The organism is Shewanella khirikhana (assembly GCF_003957745.1).
Lineage (GTDB): Bacteria > Pseudomonadota > Gammaproteobacteria > Enterobacterales > Shewanellaceae > Shewanella > Shewanella khirikhana.
The window spans coordinates 2,902,728-2,919,296 of the sequence record NZ_CP020373.1; the positions used below are offsets into that span (position 1 = coordinate 2,902,728).

Sequence of the window (16,569 nt, forward strand, 5' to 3'; positions counted from 1 at the left end):
GTCAAAAATGGCTATCTCGGTCAAAGATATTCAACACTTTTCCAATGCAAAAACCGAAACGGAGCGCTACTTTCTCGCCGAAGAAAAGCGAATAGAGGGCAATCCTGAACAAGCACTTACCAATCATTATTCCAGTGATTGCAGCCAGTTTCATGTGGGGATTTGGCAAAGTGCTGGCGGCAAATGGAATGTCAACTATACTGAACACGAATATTGTGACATCCTCGAGGGGTGCAGCATCATCCGCGACGCAGACGGTAACAGTCTGACCGTGGAGGCTGGAGACAAGTTCGTTATCCCCGCCGGTTTTCAAGGCACATGGGAAGTGGTTGAACATTGCAAAAAGGTCTATGTAATTTTTGAGCAAAACTGATTTGTAAAACCCGCCATGAGGTCGCAGCCCTGTGCTGATGTTTGGCAATCAATGAGGACGGACGCCTCGGCGTCGTCCCTGTCAACAAAAGTAAAATGGAGAATCAAGCGTGGATAAATATTTCAATAAAAACAAGCTTGCACAGCTGACTGGGATCCTTCTGACAGGTGCGCTGCTGTCACCCCTGGCCAATGCCGGCGAACTGACCGGTGAAGTGGGCATTGCCAACGACTACCGCTTCCGTGGCATCTCTCAAACCGACAGCGGTTTGCAGGTTTCCGGTGGCATCGACTACTCCGCAGACTCAGGTTTCTTTGTTGGTGCCTGGGCCAGTAACGTTGACTTCGGTCCCGATGATGACACCAACATCGAACTGGATATCTACGCCGGTTACTACCACGAAGTAAATGACGATCTGTCATTTGATGTGACCCTGTATCGCTACAACTACTTCGGTGAAACCAGCGACTACGACTACTTTGAAGGCACCATAGGCGCCGATTTCCACGGTTTCCGTGCGGCCTACTGGTACACCAATGACTACAGTGGTTCAGACTACGATTACCACTACCTCGAGCTGAACTATAGCTGGGAATTTGCCGAGAACTGGAGCCTGGATCTGCACGTAGGTAACAACTTCGGCGATGCCATTGAAGATGAAGATTTCGGCTTCGGTGACAGCTTTATCGATTACTCCATCGGTGTGTCCACCGAAGTGGCTGGCTTTGGTCTGTCTCTGGCCTGGCTGGACAACAACATCGACAGTGACGTGACCATCAAAGATGACCTGTTCAACAGTGAAGGCACTGTGCTGGCAAGCGTAAGCTACGCTTTCTAAGCCCCGGTCTTTCTCCCTTCCCGCCACAAAAAAACCGCCTTTATTGGCGGTTTTTTATTGCCTGTATCGGATTGGCGCTATTTCACATCCGTCATCCGTGGAATGGCACCACTGTCGAGCAGCTGCTTAAGTTCCCGCCAATGACGACTGAGTTCAGTCAGCGGCTCATGGCGCTCTGGAAAATGGCTGCGCATGCTTTCAATCAGTTTGGCTTGTTTGTCACACATCAGTGACCAATCGCGGGCGTTGGTAAGCGGCATATCGTCATCCTTAACGGGCAGTGTTCCTACAGCAAAATGTAGTGCCCAAGCCTGCTTTTCTCAAGCTGACAAATGCGATCTGGGCCACTTTTCAGACGATAACTTAAGGCGTATCTTAAACAAAAACGGCAAGGGAAGATGATATGACCGCTAACCTCCTGAAAATTTTGTTTATTGCTATTGGTATCTATATTCTGTATCGACTGGTGTTCAGCAATAAAAAAGGCCTGACACTCTTTGAAATCCATTTCAAAGATGGCCGTATGACCAGCCACAAGGGCAAGATCCCGGAGAAGTTCGAGCGGGAATGCCGTCAGCTGGCCAAGTCTGAAAAACTTACCGGCACCATCAGGGCCGAGCGCGCCGGCGATGTGCGACTGCACATCTCAGCTAACGTGGCCGACAGCGTTGCCCAGCGGATCCGCAATCTGTTTCCGTTTGAGCTGTACGATCGTAAATCGGTCGACCACAGCAAACAAAGCCTCTGACACGCTTAATAGAATCACGGCCATTACGCCGACCTTAGGGTCGGCGTTTTCGTTTTTCTGCCAGCGTCGTTGCCTGAGGTGCGTTTTAACAAGGTTGCGGTCGTATCCTCTGCACCAATCCGGGAGCGCAGTTCACCCAGCGAGACTCTCTTCAACACATTCACGGCCCACAACACATTCACAATATAAATAACAAAACCATAGTTACCTGCATTTATTGAAATATGCAGTCTTTCTAAACTCGGTGCTATCGGCAAATGCCAATTTCACAAGGAGCACCAAGATGCTGAAACTTTCCGTTGTCTCTGTGGCTGTCATTGCAATCTTATCAACCCCTGCCGTACAGGCGGATACAGGCCATGGCGATGGGCAGGATGAGCATGCCCTGACCACCAGCTTTAGCTACAAGGGCAAGCCAGCCACCGAGGCCACCCGAACCCACAACGCCGCCGTTGAGGCCAAACTCAACTTTGCCGACCAAGCCGCCTTTAACAACACCCGCGCCAAGCTGATTGCCAAACTCGACGACGTCAGCGCCGCACAACTGGCTGACAAGTTTGAATTTATCGGTGACAAAACGCCGGAAACCGTGAATCCGTCACTCTACCGTCAGGCCCAGCTCAACAACGAAGCCTATGGTCTGTATGAAGTCAGAGACGGCATCTATCAGGTGCGTGGTACCGACCTTGCCAACATGAGTTTTGTCCGTACCGACAATGGCTGGATTGTGTTCGATCCGCTGACCACCTATGAGTCGGCCAAGGCATCCCTGGACTTTGCCCTTAAACACCTGCCCAGCGGTGATAAGCCGGTAGTCGCCATGGTGTATTCCCACTCCCACGCCGATCACTTTGGCGGCTCACGGGCCGTGGCCGAGCGCTTTCCACAGGTGAAAATTTACGGCTCCCACAACATTACCTCGGAAATGGTCAATGAGAATGTGCTAGCTGGTAACGCCATGGCGCGCAGGGCCTCGTATCAGTACGGTGCCACCTTGTCCTATAACGACACCGGCATAGTGGATGCAGCGCTTTCCAACGGCATCGCCAAGGGCGAAATCACTTACATAGTGCCGCACTTTGAAACCAACGCGCAGGGCCAGAAGTTCGAGAAGATAAACATCGACGGCCTCGACATCATCTTTATGGACGCCTCAGGCACCGAAGCACCGTCAGAGGCGGTGGCCTACATTCCATCGATGCAAACTATTTGGGGCGCCGAGGTGATGTACCACGGCATGCACAATATCTACACCCTGCGCGGTGCCAAGGTGCGCGATGCGCTCAAGTGGTCCAAGACCATTAACCAGATGTTGGAAGCCTGGGGCGACAATGCCGAGTTTCTGTTCTCGGCCCACAGTGCCCCGGTATGGGACAAGGACAATATTCAGGCCTATATGAAGCTGCAGCGCGACAACTACGGCTTTGTGCATAACCAATCGCTGCGACTGGCCAACTCGGGCGTGGTGATGCAGGACATCGGCTGGGAAATCGAAAAAGTGCTGCCTGACAGCATCCAGAAAGCCTGGCATACCAATGGCTACCATGGCACTTACAGCCACAATGCCCGCGCGGTGTACAACATGTACCTTGGCTATTTCGACATGAATCCGGCCAACCTGAACCCCTTACCTACCGAGGCAGAAGCGGCCAAATTTGTGGAATACATGGGCGGCGCCAAGTCGGTGCTGAAAAAAGCCAAAAAGGATTACAGTCAGGGTGAATACAACTTTGTCGCCACTGCGCTGAATAAGGTAGTGATTGCTGAACCTGGGAATCTCGAGGCCCGCAATCTGCTGGCCGATACTTACGAGCAGCTTGGCTATCAATCCGAAGGCGCGGGCTGGCGCAACGTGTATCTGTCCGGGGCCCAGGAGCTCAGGGTCGGTATTCAGGATGGTGAGCTGAAATCGGCCTCCGCCGATGTGATTGCCAACCTGCCCATCGGCAGCCTGCTCGACTACATGGCGACCAGGATTGACTCACTCAAGGCGCAGCATCACAGCTTTGGCATGAATCTGGTGCTGCCGGACATCGGTGAAACCTATTATGTCGAGCTTGCCAACGGCAACCTGAACAACATCCGGGTTGAGAAGCCCAAAGCTGGTGCCGACCTTACACTGACCCTCAATAATCGCGATGCCATCGCCATGAATCTGGGCCAGGTCAGCCTCAAGCAACTGTTTGAGACCGGCAAAGCCAGCTCAGAGGGTAATACCCAGGTACTGGCAACCCTGAAAAGCCTGATGGTGGATTTCGACCCAAGGTTTGAGATTGTACCGCTGCCAAACGAAGCCGCCGCCGAAGCCAATCGCAGCATCTACTATCAGGCCAGTCCGGCACACAGCGACAAACACTGGGGCCGCAGGCATCAGCAATAACTAAAAATCTCCCATTGAGGCAGCAGCAGCTGCCTCTTTTTTTATGCCACTATTGGAGTTACCTTATTGTTTTACCTGAAACAAATACAGGGTTACATGGGCGACTACGGTAAACTGGACCTCAATCTGCTACGGGTGTTTCTGTGCGTTTATCAGCACAGCTCCTTCACCCGGGCGGCGGATATTCTGGGGCTGACCCAATCGTCGGTCAGCAACGCCATTGCCAGACTCAAAACCCAGATAGGTGAAGAGCTGTTTGTGCGCGCCGGACGCGGCATCACCCCCACCGCCGCAGGCCATCAGCTGTATCAGGGCTTATCCGTCGCCATGGAAGACATAGCCGCCACCCTGGATGCCTTCAAGGCTTTTGACCCGGCCACCAGCACCCGCCAATTCACTGTATATACCTATGAAGCGGCTACCCATACATTGCAACCCCTGCTTGAGCCGCTGCTGTGCGGCCTTAAGCTCGGCATAGTGTTTAAAGACATGACCGCCGATCCCGAAGGCGTCTATCAGGCGCTTTACAGTGGCAGCGCCGACATGGTGATAGATATACTCCCCCCCTCTGGTAACAGCACTAAAAGCCAACTGCTGATTGAAGAGCACTTTGTCTGCGTGGCCGCCGGCAAGCACCCCCGCATTCGTGGCAGTCTCTCGGCCGGGCAATTTGCCGCAGAGCGCCACTGCGTGCTCAATCTGAGCCGCCACGGCCAGAGTCTGGGCGAGATCTTCTGCGAAGAGCCCTTGCCCCAGCGGCGCCTATACAGTGAGAACAGCAGTGAAATCAGCATGATGGCAAGTGTTGCCCGCAGCGAAGCCATTGGGATCGCCCCCTCCAGACTGGCCCGCGCCTATGCCCCTTTATTGCAATTGCAGGTACTGCCCTTCCCCTTCAAGAGCCGCCCCATTCCGGTTTACATGGTTTGGCCACGGCGGGTCGACAACCAACCAGCCCACCGCTGGTTAAGGGAAATTCTCAGCCAGGCGGTATCAAGCCAACAAGCTTAAAATAAACTTAAAATTTATTAGCCTTATTTATCAAAGGCATACCACAAAAACCACGCCAAAGTTTAATGCAAACTATTTTCATTTATATCTTTACTATCTAAAATGCGCAGCAGTTTGGACATAACATCAAGATGGGAATGAACATGAAAGCAACAAAACTTGGGCTGTGCACACTTGCCCTGCTGACCGCTGCTGTCAGCCAGCAAAGCGTTGCCGGTGAAGATCTGTTTGGCTACCTCAAAGGCGCCGAAGCTCTGCCAAAAGGCGCTTCCGAGTTGTATCAGAAAGTCACTGTGCGTGATGGCAAGAGTCAGGGTTCGTATCAGGGCATCGATTTCGAAACCGAATACGAATACGGCGTATCCAGCAAGTTTTCTTCCTCGGTATCGGCCAAGTTTATGTCGCTCGACACCGACGGCCTGTCGGTTGACGGCTATCTGCCCGGCGCCAAGGATATAGGTGTCAAAGCCTCTGGCGTGGAAGTGGGCATGGCTTACATGTTCCTGAGCCCCGCCATGGAGACGCTGGGCCTGCAGGCCAGCCTGTCACTGGATTATGACTGGATTGACAAGCACTCGGGCTATGACAAAGACACCCTGTCGCTGGAGCTTGGTCTGCAAACCCAGAAGTACCTGCTCGAAGGCGAACTGGTGTGGCTTGGCAACCTGGCGGTGGAAACCACCTACGCCGATCGCGCCCCTATCGACAATCTGCCTGAAGACTTCGACTGGCCGACCGACCCTGAAATGGAAATCGAGCTTAAATTCGGCACGGGTCTGAGTTACCGCTTCGCGCCCAATTGGTTTGTCAGCGCCGAAGTGCTGTACGAAACCGAGTTTGAAACCGAAGTGGGTCAGGAGCGTTGGTCCTGGTTTGCCGGTCCATCTATCCACTACGGCAGCGCCAACTGGTGGGCAACCCTCACCTGGTTCCCGCAGCTTGCCGGTGGCGGCGAACAGTTTGATGGCCAGGACACCAGCCTGCACCTGATTGAAAAAACCGAGCAGGAATGGCGCTTTAAGGTTGCCTATAACTTCTGATGCTGACCGGGGCATGGCCGCCATGCCCCCTATCGGAGCCTTCCATGTCAAATTCCCTATTCAATAACAGCCTGTGGTTTATCCCCATGGCTTTTGTGGCGGCGCCCGCCGTGGCCGCCGATTACCTGAGCATCCCCCAGGCGCAGCAGCTGCTGTTCCCCGCCGCCAGCAACTTTGTCGAGCGCCCGACCCTGTTTGACAGCGACGCCCGCAGCGCCATTAAGTCCCACGCAGGCACTCGCCAGCGCCAGGACAGCCAGCCAATCTGGCGGGCAGAAAAAGACGGCCAGCTACAAGGCTGGTTTATTGTCGATGATGTGATTGGCAAGCATGAGTACATCACCTATGCCACCGCCATCAGCCCCAGTGGCGAAGTGCTTGGCATTGAAGTGCTGAGCTACCGTGAAACCCACGGCGGCGAGGTGCGTGAAGCCAGCTGGCGCGCTAATTTTCAGGGCAAGACACTGAAGGATCCCTTCAAGCTGGAAGAAGATGTGCCCAACATCAGTGGCGCCACCCTGAGCTGTCGTAATCTGCTCGACGGGGTCAAACGACTGCTGGTGATCCATCAACTGTTTTTAAGCCAGCAAGCCTGACGCCATGAACATCAGGCGCGCCCGGCCACTGCTTGGCACCTTCTGCGAAATTTGCATCAGCGACGCAGGCAATGCCAGCCCCCAAGCCGCCATTGAGGCGGCTTTTGCCGTTATAAAACAAATCGATGAAGGCTTGTCATTTCACCGGCCGGACAGCGAACTGTCGCGCCTGAACGCAGGTACCGGCAACTGGGTTGAACTCAGTCGTCACAGCATGCGGCTGCTGAGGCTAGCCAAAGGCCTTGGCAAATTAAGCGCCAATCGCTTTAACGTGACCCTTGGCGCTGAGCTGGTCAGTCGCGGCGCTCTGCCCCAGCATCAGCACGGCCACTTTTTGCCACGGGGCAACTGGCAAGACATTGAACTTGCATCGAATAAAGCCCGGCTCAAACGCCCGGTACTACTTACTCTGGATGGTATCGCCAAAGGTTATGCGGTGGATTTGGCGGTTGCCTGCCTTAAGCACTGCGGCATTCGGTCTGGTTCAGTCAACGCTGGCGGCGATCTGAAAGCCTTTGGCGATATACCCACCCGGGTGCAACTTCGCTCCGATGAAGGCTTTGGCGTCAGTCTCTACCTTTGCAATCAGGCGTTGGCAAGCTCTCGCCACGGCGCTGCGCCAACGCCCGCCTATCCGGCACTGGTGCTTACCGACCGCCCGGCGCCCGGCAAGGCAGAATTGCACACTGTGATTGCCCCTTTCGCCTGGCGCGCCGACGCCCTGACCAAGATAGCCGCCTTTGGTGAGCCCGGCCTTGTCCGCGCTCTGGGCGGCCAATTACCAACGGAAATAATCGCGAGAAACACAGCATGAAACGTCTGAATGGCTACCCGGACGGGTTCTTCTATTTACTGCTTGCGGCCATGTTTGCCTGCAGCCTCACCGGGATTGCCATGTACCCCTGGGTGATGGAATTCAAACTGGAGTGGGAACTGGACTTCAACCTGCCGGGCAGCCTCAGGCTCGGAATTGTAAGCACCCACACCCTGGCGGCATCTGTGCTGCTGATGTTGCTTGGCGCCCTGTGGCAGGTGCATATTCGCGCCGGATGGCGCAGAAGGGAAAACCATCTCAGCGGCATCTTTATGGCGCTGGCGCTGCTTTTGCTGATGTTAACCGGGATTGGACTCTATTATCTCAGCAGCAGCGACAGCCAGTTGGTGGCCAGCGTGCTGCACTCGCTGCTGGGGTTGGGGCTGTCGCTAAGCTTTGTATGGCATTGGGTTCGGGGTCATCAAATTCGCGCCGGACATCTTCGCGCGGCCCAGGCGAAACCTGGTCGCCGGGCCGCCAAGCCAGGCTTAAGCCCGGCGGCGCCAAACGAGCCAGTCAGCGATTAAGCCTGCCGTCGCGGCGAGCCTCTTCCAGAATGCGCTCGTTGTCCTGCACCATGCCATCCTGTTCGGGGATCTGTGGCTGATTGACTTCCTTTGCCGGTTTGGGTTCCACCCAGGTGAGGTTCTCGCAGCCGCCGAGCCCCAGGCTCGCCAGACACACACCCATGAGTACCACTGCTTTTTTCACGCTTCAACTCCTGTCGTTTGTTACATCATTTACTGGCATCTTCGCCCGGGTCATCACAGACAACCCCGCGCCGCAAATACACTTGTTACCATTAACCTTTGTAAGTAACACATTCAAGCTGAATGGCGTCTGACAATCCAGGGTAAATAATGCCAGATGAAAATGTTGGATAGATTCAGATAAGTCCGCGCGCACATCCTTTTCTCAGCGACCACTATTCTGGACCAACAGGCTTTTCACCAGGCCTACCAGGGTGTCGATACGGGCATCACTGAGCTGACGATAATCAAAATAGGGGCAGACAATAACCCGCCGATGGCGGTCGATGGCAAAGGCGTCATTGAGCCACTCCAGGCTAAAGGGTGCCTCGGCTTTGCAGGCCAGCGCCTTGCCATACCCCCTGCCCATGATGATGTGCAGGGGTTGGGTTTCCGCCCTCTCGCCCGGAACTTTCAAGGCTGAACCTGCCTCGCTCAAAACTGAGCCTGACGAGATGGGCTCCGAAAAACAGGGCTCGGAAAACAGCAGCGCCGTACCCGAGTCAGAACGCAGCAGGCAAGCGTCGCGGTAATCCTGCCAACGGTCAAAACTGGCAACGGACGATAATGCCGGACGCAGCGCCTTGGCAATCACGGGGTCTTTTGCCAGCGCCCACAGCAGCTTGGCGTACACATTAAAGACCTTGCGCCAGCCGTTACCACAGGCATTGCCGATGGCCGCAATCTCCCCATCCACCATGCCCTGCCAGCCCTCAAGCTGCTCAAGGTGCATAAAGGTCGGACGCTTATCGATACAGGCCGCAATCAGATACTGGCAGTCTCCCAACCCACAGCTCACTCGCCGCTCTCCGACTGGCCAGGCTGCTCGTCGCCCAGAATGTCCCGATAAATCGACAGTACCCGTTCACTGTGATCCGATACCGCAATAAACGGCAGCTGACCGGCCTCCCGCTGCAGCGTCAGGCGGTGGTTTTCATCCCTCAGGGTGCAGTAAGCCGCAATCAGCTGCTGGGCCAGATTCAGCGGCAGAATGTCGAGTTCGGCGGCAGTCTGGAAAATCCGCACATTGTCAGACCAAACGGTTAACTCATCGTGCTCGAAGCTGTTTTTCAAAACCAGATACTGGGCGATAAACTCGATATCGGCGATACCACCTGGGCTTTGCTTCAAATCGAACATGCCCTCGTCCACCTTCAGCAGGTGCTCGCGCATCTTGGTGCGCATCTCCCTCACCTCTTGCTGCAATTTGCCAGCGTCGCGCTGCTGCCCCAGCACCTGGGCGCGAATACGGCTGAATTGCCCCGCTAACTGATTGTCGCCAAACACAAACCGCGAGCGCACCAGCGCCTGATGCTCCCAGGTCCAGGCCTCATCGCGCTGATACTCGCCAAAGCGTTCAATCTCACTGACCAACAAACCTGAGGCGCCGGATGGCCGCAGACGCATATCCACTTCATACAGCTCGCCCGATGTGGTGCGGGTTGAAAACAGGTGCAAGATCCGCTGGGCAAGCTTGACGTAAAAGTGGCCAATGTCGATTTGGCGATCCCCATTGGTAACGCCACTGCCCTGATGATTGTGCAAAAACACCAAATCCAGATCCGAGCCATAGCCAAGCTCAATGCCGCCCAGCTTACCGTAAGCGATGACTGCAAAGCCCATCTCGCCCGGCTCCAGGTGCGATGGTACGCCGTGTCGGGCCGCCACCTGTCCCCAGGCCTGATGCACTACCTGCTCGATAATGGCTTCGGCGAGGAAGGTCAGGTGATCACTTACCTGCATAATCGGCAGCACCCCGGTCACATCGGCGGCGGCAATTTTCAGCTGCTGAGTCAGTTTGAACTGGCGCAGCGCCTCCATTTGCTGCTCCATATCGTCTTCCGGTACCCGTAACAGATATTGACGCAGCTCGCTGCCGTAATCATCCAGCGAGGTAATGTCGTACAGCGCCGCCGGGTCGATAAGCTCATCCAGCAGCATGGGGAACTTGGCCAGCTGATCGGCAATCCAGGGGCTGGCGCAGCAAAGGCTGACCAGTTGGGCGCGGGCGCCGGGGTTTTCACACAAAAGCTCAAGGTAGGTGGTGCGGGTCAGCACCTGCTCGACCACATTGAACACGGGCGCAAACGCCGCCGACGGCCGGGGCATGGCCACCAGTTCGCCAAGCAGTTTGGGCATCAGCCGGTCGAGGGTTTCGCGGCCACGGGGACCTATGGGGCGCCTAGCCATGGTTTCGCGCCAGCCCTTCAGTAATGGCCAAAACTCATCATCATCGATTTGCTGATCTTTCAGCAGCGCCTCGGCGTGATCTTCTTCCTGCACATTCCAGAACTGCCAGGTCCAATGCTCATGATTTTCTTCGGTTTCTTCACCGCCGACTGTGTCGCGGAAATGGCGGTGGATTTTGCCCATGGCCGCCTCGATATGGGTGCGAAGGTCAATCTCATTGGCCATGCCCAGCGGCGCACACAGTCGCTGCCAATCGAGACGATTGTCCGGCAGAGTCTGGGTTTGCTTATCGTCGATGGCCTGCAACAGGTTTTCCACCCTTCTTAGCAGCACATAGGCATTTTTCAGCTCATCCACCGCCAGGTATTCGAGCTGCCCCAGGCTGTAGAGGGTGTCGATGGCACCAAACAGACTTTGGGTGCGCAGGCTTGGCTCGCGGCCGCCACGGATAAGCTGGAAACTCTGCACCACGAACTCCACTTCGCGAATGCCGCCGGCGCCAAGCTTGATATTGTCAGTCAGCTGCCTGCGGCGCACTTCCTGGGCAATTTGCTGTTTCATCCGCCGTAAGGATTCGATGGCCGAAAAGTCGATGTAGCGGCGATACACAAAGGGGCGCAGCAAACTGTGCAGCTCATCGCTGTAACCGCACCAGGGGCCAAGCGCGCGGGCCTTGACCATGGCGTAACGCTCCCAGTCACGGCCCTGCTCCTGATAATAATCTTCAAGGGCGCTGTAGCTGACCACCAGCGGGCCGCTGTCGCCGTAGGGGCGAAGGCGCATATCGACCCTGAACACAAAGCCATCCATGGTGACCTGCGCCAGCAGGTTTACCAGCCGCTGGCCCATGCGGATAAAGAACTGCTGATTATCCAGCGCCCGGCGGCCGCCGTGGGTTTCTCCATGCTCGGGGAAGGTAAAAATCAGGTCGATATCGGAGGAGAAATTAAGCTCGCGGCCACCCAGCTTCCCCATGCCGAGGATCATCAGCGGCTGCGGTTTGCCTTCGTTGTCGCAGGGCGTGCCCAGGCTTTGGCACATGTCGCGGTACAGCCAGTCGCGACCGGCCACAATCAGCGCTTCGGCGAGGGCCGAGATATCCAGCAGCGATTCTTTCAATGCCACCTTGCCCATAAAATCGCGCCAGGCAAGCCGGGCCATCTGGAAGTTGCGATAACGGCGCAGCACCGCTTTGGCCTCTTCTTCATTGCTGACGTCGTTAAGTTCGGCGTGCAACTCCCGGTCGAAACTGGCCCTGTCTACAGTATCAAGCAAACCGGCAAACAGCGCGCTGATGCGCTCGGGGTGACGCAGCAATTCACGGGCAATAAAATCACTCAGCCCGGCCACCTGACACAGCTCCTGTTTCTGCCCGGCACTCAGCGCCGCCAGGCCATCGGGCCACTGAATTGCCAGCGATGCCAGCCATTTGTTGCCCTGTTCGAGAATTTCCTGTGGTGTTTCCAGCTGCTGCGTTTGCGACATACTAATCCCTGGCGACCGAGTATCGACATATTATGTCAAGAATGATATAGGTAATGCATTTCCGGCCTTGGGATAAACCCGGGACGCCGGTGCCCGGTTAAGGTTACTATAAACCGCCGGGGATGACCTAGACCGATAATATTCCCTGAATTTTAGTCAGGTTCCCGCCGGTAAATGGCAGGAAAGATGGAGATAAAATGGCAGGATGGCTTAGCCGCATACTGCTCCCGCTGGGAGCCGTGATGCTGATGCTGGCGCTGAGCGGCTGTTCCGATAACGGGGCGGCCGAACAAGCGAGGCAAATTGAAAAATACCTTGAACTGGACGCAGGCCGTCTGGCAACCCTCGGTACCATGCTGGATAAGGGCGAAATCCGTAACGCCACCCTTATCGGGCACTATGCCGAGCGCTTGAATCAACAGGACCCGTCTCTGGCGCCGATTGTCTCGGCGCTGGCCACCGACGCAGGCAAAGGCCCCTTGTTCGAGAGCCTGAAACGCCGCCTCGATGAGGCCAACAATCCCGCCAACTTTGTTGATGAAGCCATGCGCCTCGATGAGCTTGAAAACCTCTATCAGGCCGCCGACCCGGCGCTCTACAACGACATGTTGTCTGACCCGTTAAACACCCTCGCCGACATGTCCGGTGGCAGCCTGCCGCGGGTGAATGCGGTGAGCCGTGAATCAGAGCTGGCAAGCCTGGGTGACGACTTTGGCCCCGGCAGCCAACTGATTGGCAACCCCGCCTACGGCGAGTGGCAGACCGGCAGCAACGGCACCTCTTTCTGGGCCTGGTATGGCATGTACGCCATGTTCTCCAACCTGTTCCATCGCCCTGTGTATTACGACAACTGGTCCAGCCGTCGTCATTACAGCTACTACCACGATGTCGGCCGTTACCGTTACAGCTCACCCAGAGATGTGCTCAAGCAGCAACAGGTATTTACCCAGACCAAGAAGCGCTTCGACAATCAGGGCAAACGCTTCGACAGCCCCTACGCCAAGACCCGCAGCGGCGCGACCGGACTGTCCCGTCAGAGCCAGCAGGCCCCCAGCGTGGCTCAGGCCAGCAAGGCCCGCACCGAAAGGCAGAAGTTTCGCTCCAACTACGCCAAGGACAGCAGTTTCCGCGATTCCGGAAACCGCACCAGCCGCAGCTCCCGCCGTGGCAAGTGAGAACAGAATAAGGATTGAAAGATGACACTGTTACAAGACTATGGCCTGACTCAGGAACTGCTGATCATATTGGCCATCGATCTGGCCATCGCTGTTCTGCTGCTCACCGCCATGCGCTATCTGCAGGGCTGGAGCGTCAAGGTAAACAGCAGCAAGGAACTGGCCGAAAAAGACAATTTCGCCTTCGGGATCAGCACAGCCGGCGCCGTGCTGGCACTGGGGATAGTGCTGACCGGTGCCATCACAGGCGCAGCGGCCCCCAACTATGTCACCGAAGCCATTGGCATGGGTACCTATGGCCTGTTTGGCATGCTGCTGATTAAAGTTGGCCGGGTGATGCACGACAAAATCGCCCTCAACAACATCGACAAAAACGCCCACATCCTCAAAGGCAATGTGTCTGTGGCGCTGGTGGATGCCGCCGCGGCTGTGGCCACCGCCATCATCATCCGCGCCAGCCTGCTGTGGGTGGACGATTTGACCATCAACACCTTTATCGCCATCACCACCGCCTTTGTGGTCTCGCAGCTGATGCTGGTTCTGCTGACACGGATGCGTGAAAACCGCTACAGCGCCCGCAATCAGGGCGCCTGTATGCAAGAAGCGCTGGCCAAAGGCCACACGGCCCTTGCTATCCGTCACTCAGGCCATATGCTCGCCATGGCACTCACCTTCAATGCCGCCAGCCACTTTATTGTGTTCGAGCCCACGGCCTATGTGGTTAACCTGCTTGGCTGGCTGTGCTTCTCAGTGGTAATGCTGCTGGTACTTAGCCTGCTGCTTAAGCTGGTGAAGCTGCTGGTGCTGGCACGTATTAACCTTGCCGATGAAGTAGAGCGCCAGCACAACGTGGGTCTTGCCGCAGTGGAAGTGGCCATCAGCATTGCGATTGCCCTTATCCTCACCGGGCTGATGGCCTGAAGTGAGTAATCAGACGCAAAGCGCGTCGGCTACAGCCGACGCCCAGAGCCCGGCCAAACACCTTGGCCGGGCCGATGACGCGCTGCTGCTTGGCATTATGGCGGCGCTCGCAGGCTGCGGCCTGATTTACGAGTATCTGCTGAGCCACTATGCCGGGCGCATCCTTGGCGCCATGGAAGCGGCCATCTATACCATGATTGGTCTGATGATTGTGGCCATGGGTGTGGGCGCCTTTGCCGCCAGAGCCATTCGCAATCCTTTCATTGGCTTTGCCCTGCTGGAACTGGCAGTAGCGCTGCTTGGGGCCGGCAGCGTACTGCTGTGCGCCGCAGCCATTGGCCTCACCCAAACCCTGCCACAACTGCTTGCCGATACCTTTGGCCTGCCGCCGGATCTGATGCCAAATGGCGGCCTGTTGGGCGCGCTGCAAAAAGCTGCCCAGTATCTGCCCTATGTGGTAGGCACATTGCTGGGGCTGATGATTGGCATGGAAATTCCGCTGATTGCCCGGGTGCGTCAGGCGCTGTCAGATGAGCACCTGTTGCATAACGCCGGCACCATTTACGGCGCCGACTACATAGGTGCAGGCGCAGGCGCAGCCATCTGGGTCGGGCTGATGCTGGCAATGGATATTCAGCTAGCCGCAGCGCTCACCGCCAGCGTTAACCTGTTGGCGGGCTTTGCCTTTATCTTCCGTTTCCGAGCGCGCCTGAAAGGGTTTGGCTGGCTGCTTGCCGGGCATATTCTGGCATCCTTTGCCTTAGTGCTGCTCGCGGTAAAAGGGCCGCCACTGGAGCAGGACTTCAATAATCTGCTCTACAAGGACAAGGTTATCTACACCGAGGCCACCCGCTTTCAGCAGTTGGTGTTTACTGAACGCCCACGGGGACAGGCAGAGCCTGTGTATGCTTTGTACCTCAATGGTCGCTTGCAGTTTTCCACCCAGGATGAGCATATCTACCACGGCTTTTTGGTGTGGCCGCCAATGATGGCGGCGGCGCGTCAGCAGCGGATTTTGATTGTTGGCGGCGGTGACGGTCTGGCGGCACGGGATGCTCTGCGCTGGAACCCGCAGGAAGTGGTATTGATGGATTTGGACGAACGGCTGGTGAAGCTGTTTCAATCGCCGCCGCAGACCATGCCAAGACGCCTGGCCGAGCGGCTACTCCGCCAGAATGCCAATGCCCTCAACGACCCGCGGGTGCGGCTTATCTTTGATGATGCCTTTAACGGCATCGACCGCCTGATTGCAGCCGGTGAACACTTCGATGTGATTTTGGTGGACTTGCCGGACCCCAATCATCCGGACTTATCCAAACTCTATTCAGATTTGTTTTATCGCAAACTCAAAGAAGTGCTCAGCCACGATGGCGCCATTGCCATTCAGTCCACCTCGCCATGGCACGCCACCCGCGCCTTTTTGAGCATTGGCAAAACCCTCGAATCGGCGGGTTTTAAGGTGGCAAGATATCATCAGAATGTGCCCAGCTTCGGCGAATGGGGCTGGACCCTGGGCACCCTCAATGGCTCACCAGAGCAGCGGATTCTGGACGGCACTGCACCGACTCACCCCTGGGTGAACAAAGAGATGATTGGCGCAGCCTTTGCCTTCCCGCCCGGGTTTCTGCTGCGCGAGCAAGAGGTGGACATCAACCATTTCGGCACCCAGGTGATTTATCAATACCACCTGGAAGCCTGGAAAGAAGAGAGCGGTATCAACCTTTTTTAGGGACTCGCCAAGGCGGCGAAATTTCGGCCAAGATAACACTTGACATATTATGTCCCGGTGTTATCTTGAAACACAGACATAATATGTCAGAGAGGACGACTATGAATATCCACGCTATCGCCAATCACCTTAACGGACTGGGTGACAACAGCCAGACCGGTTTCCGGTTTGACTGCTATCCCATCGAAGGTGACGTGGAGGTGTTGCAGGTCAATATCGTAGGACGGGAGGAGATCCCGATTTTTGTGTCGGTTACCGATAACCAGGTGCTGTGCATCAGCTATCTGTGGGGCGAAGACGAAGTCAAACCCGAAACCCGTGCCGATATGTTTGAAACCATGTTGGAGCTGAACATTCCCATGCCACTGTCGGCCTTTGCCAAAATCGACGACAAATATGTGGTGTATGGCGCACTGTCACTCAAATCCAGCATGGCCGAAATCGAGCAGGAGCTCAGCGTCCTGTCCGATAACTGTCTCGAAGTTATTGCCGAAATGGCCGATTACCTGAACTAAGGAGC

17 protein-coding genes are annotated in these 16,569 nt (G+C 55.9%); 13 read left to right on the forward strand and 4 right to left on the reverse strand.

Annotated elements, in window-relative coordinates; genetic code table 11:
* The first annotated feature begins 7 nt into the window (after positions 1 to 7).
* Positions 8 to 373, forward strand: a complete 366-nt coding sequence (locus STH12_RS12650) for a cupin domain-containing protein (protein WP_126167861.1) — start codon at positions 8 to 10, stop codon at positions 371 to 373.
* Between the two features lie 109 nt (positions 374 to 482).
* Positions 483 to 1,211, forward strand: a complete 729-nt coding sequence (locus STH12_RS12655) for a TorF family putative porin (protein ID WP_126167862.1) — start codon at positions 483 to 485, stop codon at positions 1,209 to 1,211.
* 77 nt (positions 1,212 to 1,288) lie between these two features.
* Here STH12_RS12655 and STH12_RS12660 read toward each other — a convergent pair whose 3' ends face one another.
* A complete protein-coding gene (locus tag STH12_RS12660) occupies positions 1,289 to 1,471 on the reverse strand; it encodes a hypothetical protein (protein ID WP_126167863.1) in 183 nt (60 codons plus the stop codon).
* A gap of 143 nt (positions 1,472 to 1,614) precedes the next feature.
* Between STH12_RS12660 and STH12_RS12665 the strand changes: the two genes are divergently transcribed.
* The 7 genes from STH12_RS12665 (at position 1,615) to STH12_RS12695 (ending at position 8,327) form a co-directional block, all read left to right on the forward strand.
* Entirely contained in the window at positions 1,615 to 1,959 is a 345-nt protein-coding gene (locus STH12_RS12665) for a DUF3634 family protein (protein WP_126167864.1), read from the forward strand.
* A 286-nt stretch (positions 1,960 to 2,245) separates the two neighbouring features.
* On the forward strand, positions 2,246 to 4,339 hold the full coding sequence (locus tag STH12_RS12670; RefSeq protein ID WP_418856620.1) for an alkyl/aryl-sulfatase: 2,094 nt from the start codon (positions 2,246 to 2,248) through the stop codon (positions 4,337 to 4,339).
* Positions 4,340 to 4,405: 66 nt separating this feature from the next.
* Positions 4,406 to 5,350: a LysR family transcriptional regulator gene (locus tag STH12_RS12675; protein WP_126167866.1), complete on the forward strand. Its 945-nt coding sequence runs from the start codon at positions 4,406 to 4,408 to the stop codon at positions 5,348 to 5,350.
* Between the two features lie 143 nt (positions 5,351 to 5,493).
* Positions 5,494 to 6,390, forward strand: a complete 897-nt coding sequence (locus tag STH12_RS12680; RefSeq protein ID WP_126167867.1) for a DUF6662 family protein — start codon at positions 5,494 to 5,496, stop codon at positions 6,388 to 6,390.
* A 44-nt stretch (positions 6,391 to 6,434) separates the two neighbouring features.
* A complete protein-coding gene (locus tag STH12_RS12685; protein WP_126167868.1) occupies positions 6,435 to 6,986 on the forward strand; it encodes an FMN-binding protein in 552 nt (183 codons plus the stop codon).
* Positions 6,987 to 6,990: 4 nt separating this feature from the next.
* Positions 6,991 to 7,800, forward strand: a complete 810-nt coding sequence (locus tag STH12_RS12690) for an FAD:protein FMN transferase (RefSeq protein ID WP_126167869.1) — start codon at positions 6,991 to 6,993, stop codon at positions 7,798 to 7,800.
* Entirely contained in the window at positions 7,797 to 8,327 is a 531-nt protein-coding gene (locus STH12_RS12695; protein ID WP_237158606.1) for a hypothetical protein, read from the forward strand. Before STH12_RS12690 ends, STH12_RS12695 begins: the two co-directional genes overlap by 4 nt.
* Here the strand turns inward: STH12_RS12695 and STH12_RS12700 are convergent.
* The 3 genes from STH12_RS12700 to glnE form a co-directional block, all read right to left on the reverse strand.
* Positions 8,317 to 8,511 (reverse strand): hypothetical protein, encoded by a 195-nt coding sequence (locus STH12_RS12700; protein WP_126167870.1) that lies wholly within the window; start codon positions 8,509 to 8,511, stop codon positions 8,317 to 8,319. The genes STH12_RS12695 and STH12_RS12700 overlap by 11 nt on opposite strands.
* 204 nt (positions 8,512 to 8,715) lie before the next feature.
* Complete coding sequence (locus tag STH12_RS12705) at positions 8,716 to 9,348, reverse strand: DUF6942 family protein (protein WP_126167871.1); 633 nt, start codon at positions 9,346 to 9,348, stop codon at positions 8,716 to 8,718.
* Positions 9,345 to 12,224, reverse strand: a complete 2,880-nt coding sequence (gene glnE, locus STH12_RS12710) for a bifunctional [glutamate--ammonia ligase]-adenylyl-L-tyrosine phosphorylase/[glutamate--ammonia-ligase] adenylyltransferase (protein WP_126167872.1) — start codon at positions 12,222 to 12,224, stop codon at positions 9,345 to 9,347. The genes STH12_RS12705 and glnE overlap by 4 nt, the downstream gene beginning before the upstream one ends.
* A 197-nt stretch (positions 12,225 to 12,421) precedes the next feature.
* Here glnE and STH12_RS12715 point away from each other — a divergent pair, with 197 nt between their 5' ends.
* From STH12_RS12715 to STH12_RS12730, 4 genes are all read left to right on the forward strand, one after another.
* On the forward strand, positions 12,422 to 13,399 hold the full coding sequence (locus tag STH12_RS12715; protein ID WP_126167873.1) for a hypothetical protein: 978 nt from the start codon (positions 12,422 to 12,424) through the stop codon (positions 13,397 to 13,399).
* A 21-nt stretch (positions 13,400 to 13,420) separates the two neighbouring features.
* Positions 13,421 to 14,320: a DUF350 domain-containing protein gene (locus STH12_RS12720; RefSeq protein WP_126167874.1), complete on the forward strand. Its 900-nt coding sequence runs from the start codon at positions 13,421 to 13,423 to the stop codon at positions 14,318 to 14,320.
* 1 nt (position 14,321) lies between these two features.
* Positions 14,322 to 16,049, forward strand: a complete 1,728-nt coding sequence (locus tag STH12_RS12725) for a polyamine aminopropyltransferase (protein WP_126167875.1) — start codon at positions 14,322 to 14,324, stop codon at positions 16,047 to 16,049.
* A gap of 101 nt (positions 16,050 to 16,150) precedes the next feature.
* Complete coding sequence (locus STH12_RS12730; RefSeq protein WP_126167876.1) at positions 16,151 to 16,564, forward strand: YjfI family protein; 414 nt, start codon at positions 16,151 to 16,153, stop codon at positions 16,562 to 16,564.
* Positions 16,565 to 16,569 lie beyond the last annotated feature (5 nt).

Excerpts from the sequence above, each read along its gene's own strand:
- STH12_RS12650 (WP_126167861.1), top strand. The coding sequence starts at position 8 with ATGGCTATCTCGGTCAAAGATATTCAACACTTTTCCAATGCAAAAACC.
- STH12_RS12660 (WP_126167863.1), bottom strand. The coding sequence starts at position 1,471 with ATGCCGCTTACCAACGCCCGCGATTGGTCACTGATGTGTGACAAACAA.
- STH12_RS12665 (WP_126167864.1), top strand. The coding sequence starts at position 1,615 with ATGACCGCTAACCTCCTGAAAATTTTGTTTATTGCTATTGGTATCTAT.
- STH12_RS12680 (WP_126167867.1), top strand. The coding sequence starts at position 5,494 with ATGAAAGCAACAAAACTTGGGCTGTGCACACTTGCCCTGCTGACCGCT.
- STH12_RS12685 (WP_126167868.1), top strand. The coding sequence starts at position 6,435 with ATGTCAAATTCCCTATTCAATAACAGCCTGTGGTTTATCCCCATGGCT.
- STH12_RS12690 (WP_126167869.1), top strand. The coding sequence starts at position 6,991 with ATGAACATCAGGCGCGCCCGGCCACTGCTTGGCACCTTCTGCGAAATT.
- STH12_RS12695 (WP_237158606.1), top strand. The coding sequence starts at position 7,797 with ATGAAACGTCTGAATGGCTACCCGGACGGGTTCTTCTATTTACTGCTT.
- glnE (WP_126167872.1), bottom strand. The coding sequence starts at position 12,224 with ATGTCGCAAACGCAGCAGCTGGAAACACCACAGGAAATTCTCGAACAG.
- STH12_RS12715 (WP_126167873.1), top strand. The coding sequence starts at position 12,422 with ATGGCAGGATGGCTTAGCCGCATACTGCTCCCGCTGGGAGCCGTGATG.
- STH12_RS12720 (WP_126167874.1), top strand. The coding sequence starts at position 13,421 with ATGACACTGTTACAAGACTATGGCCTGACTCAGGAACTGCTGATCATA.
- STH12_RS12730 (WP_126167876.1), top strand. The coding sequence starts at position 16,151 with ATGAATATCCACGCTATCGCCAATCACCTTAACGGACTGGGTGACAAC.